Origin of the sequence: Mycobacterium sp., from assembly GCF_036488105.1 — a bacterium.
GTDB lineage: Bacteria > Actinomycetota > Actinomycetes > Mycobacteriales > Mycobacteriaceae > Mycobacterium.
The window spans coordinates 1-2,255 of the sequence record NZ_DASXHW010000347.1 but is presented as its reverse complement, the minus strand read 5'-3'; the positions used below and the strand labels follow the sequence as shown (position 1 = coordinate 2,255).

Below are 2,255 nucleotides of genomic sequence, written 5' to 3'. Positions count from 1 at the left end.
TCCCGGGCGCTGCGCCCGGTGCACCATGATGGCGGCGTTCCATCTGATCCAGGCCCGGTAGCGGCGTTCGACATCCTCGTCGCCGGGGAACCAGGGCTCCATCTCGGTCGGGATGGTGTTGACGTAGTCGGTCGATGTCAGCGACGGCAGGGCCACCCGCTGCTCGCCGGCCCGCTCCAGCAACCGCAGCATCAGATAACGCGCCCGCGACGGCCCCGAACGCTCAAGCAGCTCATCGAAGGACTCCAGCCACTCGGCGGTTTCCTCCGGGTCGATGTCCGGGAGATACGACGCAACCCCTTCGCGAATCACCCGCACACGGTCGGGTTCGCTTGTGCCGGTTGGATTCTTCGCCAGATCGTGGCGGACGAATTCGGTGGTCAACGCACTACTCCTTATGTGACGGCTGGCCGGCTTGTGGCTGATCGAGCCGTCGCGGATTGACGTCTTTGGTTGTGGTCGGTGCTGTGGCCCTTGTCGGGGTTGCTCCTATCGTGCCGCACCGGGTGTTACCCCGCGTAGTCCCCATCGAGGGTTGCCGTGGTCGCTACCCGGTAACGTCTTAACCTGTGCGGATCGGATCGGTTGGATGGCCCGGCTGGGGCGGTGCTACGCGGGCGGCGGGCTGCGTCGCGGCCGTCCTGATCGCCGTCGCCGGGTGCACGACCGTCACCGACGGCACGCCGGGCGCCGACATGGCGATCGCTCCGGCTTATCGCGCCTCGGTCTCCGCGTCGGTGTCGGCCTCGATCGCCACCTCGAGCGTCAGGGAGTCGCGGCATCAGCAGCAGTTGACCACGCAGGCCGTGGTCAAGGTGTGCGAGTCGTTTGTCACCAGCAGCAAAGAGGCCGTCGACCGGGTGAACGACTTCGTCGCCGCCTACAACCGGGGCGGCGACACCTCGGCTGCCGAGCAGCCCGCGATCGACGCGCTCACACACAGCGCCGACGCGGTCGAGGGCGACAGCAACGGCCCGCTGTCACAGCAACTGCGGGAGGCCTTGAACGCCTACAACGACGCCGCCCGCGCCGTCGCGAACGCGATCCGCGCGCATTCCGGCATCGACCAGTTCAATCAGCGGGTCAATCTGCTCAACGACGCCAAGGGTGAAGCCGTCAAGCGTTGCCGGGCATCCCTTTGAGTCGGCGGATGTGCAACGCTACGGGCTGTGCGACGATAAATTGCATCGCACGGCGTGTTTCGCGCTCGAATGGCATGGATCTGACAAGGAGGTCGCACGGTGGTCGCGGCGGATGACGCCCCGGGTTATGCCGGCAAACTGGGCATCCAACGAGGGCAGGTTGTCCAAGAGTGGGGTTGGGACGAGGACACCGACGACGATATCCGCGCCGACGCGGAGGATGCGTGCGGTGGGGAGTTGCTCGACGAAGACACCGATGAGGTGGTCGACATCGTCTTGCTGTGGTGGCGCGACGGCGACGGCGACCTTGTCGACACCTTGATGGACGCCATCACGCCGTTGGCCGACGACGGCGTGATCTGGGTGCTCACACCCAAGACCGGCCGTCCGGGTCACGTGCAACCGGCTGAGATCGCCGAGTCGGCGCCCACCGCGGGGCTGATGCCGACCTCGTCGGTCAACCTCGGAGACTGGAGCGGCAGCCGGTTGGTGCAACCGAAGTCGCGCGCCGCGCGGCGCTGATGCTTCCGGTCGGCGTGAGCGCACCGGACTTCACGCTGCACGACCAGAACCGACAGCCGGTCACCCTCAGTGACTTTCGCGGCGCGAAAGATGTGCTGCTGGTGTTCTTTCCGCTGGCCTTCACCGGCATCTGCCAAGGCGAGCTCGATCAGCTGCGCGACCATCTGCCCGACTTCGAGAATGACGACAGCGCCGTGCTCGCCATCTCGGTGGGTCCGGCGCCCACACACAAGGTGTGGGCCACCGAAAGCGGATTCCTGTTCCCGGTGCTTTCCGATTTCTGGCCGCACGGGGCCGTTAGCCACGCCTACGGGGTGTTCAACGACGGCGCCGGCGTCTCCAACCGCGGCACGTTCGTGGTCGACCGGTCCGGGACGATCAGGTTCGCCGAGATGAATCAGCCCGGCGAGGCGCGTGACCAGCGGCTGTGGATCGAGGCGCTGACAGCGCTGAACGCCTGAACTCGCTGGGCTGTTTTGGGGCCAGGGCACGGCGGGCGGTATCTTGGCGCCGCACGGGCGCGTAGCTCAGTGGTAGAGCTCTGGTTTTACACACCAGCGGTCGGCGGTTCGATACCGTCCGCGCCCACCA

At 66.6% G+C, this 2,255-nt stretch carries 3 protein-coding genes, 1 tRNA gene and 1 pseudogene; 4 read left to right on the top strand and 1 reads right to left on the bottom strand.

The window, feature by feature from the left end:
• Positions 1-384: pseudogene (locus VGH54_RS18595) on the bottom strand (pyruvate dehydrogenase (acetyl-transferring), homodimeric type); the annotation flags it as partial.
• A gap of 185 nt (positions 385-569) precedes the next feature.
• Here VGH54_RS18595 and VGH54_RS18590 point away from each other — a divergent pair.
• The 4 genes from VGH54_RS18590 (at position 570) to VGH54_RS18575 (ending at position 2,255) form a co-directional block, all read left to right on the top strand.
• The gene (locus VGH54_RS18590; RefSeq protein ID WP_331513549.1) at positions 570-1,142 is read left to right on the top strand and encodes a hypothetical protein; all 573 of its coding nucleotides are present in this window, start codon (positions 570-572) and stop codon (positions 1,140-1,142) included.
• 99 nt (positions 1,143-1,241) lie between these two features.
• Positions 1,242-1,664 (top strand): DUF3052 domain-containing protein, encoded by a 423-nt coding sequence (locus tag VGH54_RS18585; RefSeq protein WP_331513548.1) that lies wholly within the window; start codon positions 1,242-1,244, stop codon positions 1,662-1,664.
• The gene (locus VGH54_RS18580) at positions 1,664-2,125 is read left to right on the top strand and encodes a peroxiredoxin (protein ID WP_331513547.1); all 462 of its coding nucleotides are present in this window, start codon (positions 1,664-1,666) and stop codon (positions 2,123-2,125) included. Before VGH54_RS18585 ends, VGH54_RS18580 begins: the two co-directional genes overlap by 1 nt.
• Before the next feature lie 55 nt (positions 2,126-2,180).
• Positions 2,181-2,255: transfer RNA gene (locus VGH54_RS18575), tRNA-Val, on the top strand.

Coding starts and splice junctions, on each gene's coding strand:
- VGH54_RS18580 (WP_331513547.1), top strand. CDS start 1,664: ATGCTTCCGGTCGGCGTGAGCGCACCGGACTTCACGCTGCACGACCAG.